This window comes from Sphingomonas sp. Leaf339 (assembly GCF_001426195.1).
Classification (GTDB): Bacteria; Pseudomonadota; Alphaproteobacteria; order Sphingomonadales; family Sphingomonadaceae; genus Sphingomonas.
The window spans coordinates 1-471 of the sequence record NZ_LMRS01000033.1; the positions used below are offsets into that span (position 1 = coordinate 1).

Annotated in this window: 1 tRNA gene and 1 other annotated feature; the gene reads left to right on the top strand. The window is 48.4% G+C overall.

The annotated features are described in order from the left end of the window. Positions 1-10 precede the first annotated feature (10 nt). Positions 11-86: transfer RNA gene (locus tag ASG67_RS12475), tRNA-Ala, on the top strand. 170 nt (positions 87-256) lie between these two features. Continuing rightward, positions 257-444: a sequence feature (23S ribosomal RNA rRNA prediction is too short), on the bottom strand. Between the last annotated feature and the right edge of the window lie 27 nt (positions 445-471).

Below are 471 nucleotides of genomic sequence, written 5' to 3' on the forward strand. Positions count from 1 at the left end.
GTAGAAATACGGGGCCATAGCTCAGCTGGGAGAGCGCCTGCCTTGCACGCAGGAGGTCAACGGTTCGATCCCGTTTGGCTCCACCATAAACTGCTTCTGATTGTATAAAGCTTAGAAATGAGCATTCCATCAAGACGATGGTGAATGTTGATTTCTTTTCCTCAGGGTACTTAGATGTTTCAGTTCCCCTGGTTCGCCTCTTGCACCTATGTATTCAGTACAAGATAACCATCTTATGATGGCTGGGTTCCCCCATTCAGGGTTGATTTCTTTTCCTCAGGGTACTTAGATGTTTCAGTTCCCCTGGTTCGCCTCTTGCACCTATGTATTCAGTACAAGATAACCATCTTATGATGGCTGGGTTCCCCCATTCAGACATCTCCGGATCAAAGTCTGTTTGCCGACTCCCCGAAGCTTTTCGCAGGCTACCACGTCTTTCATCGCCTCTGACTGCCAAGGCATCCACCGTAT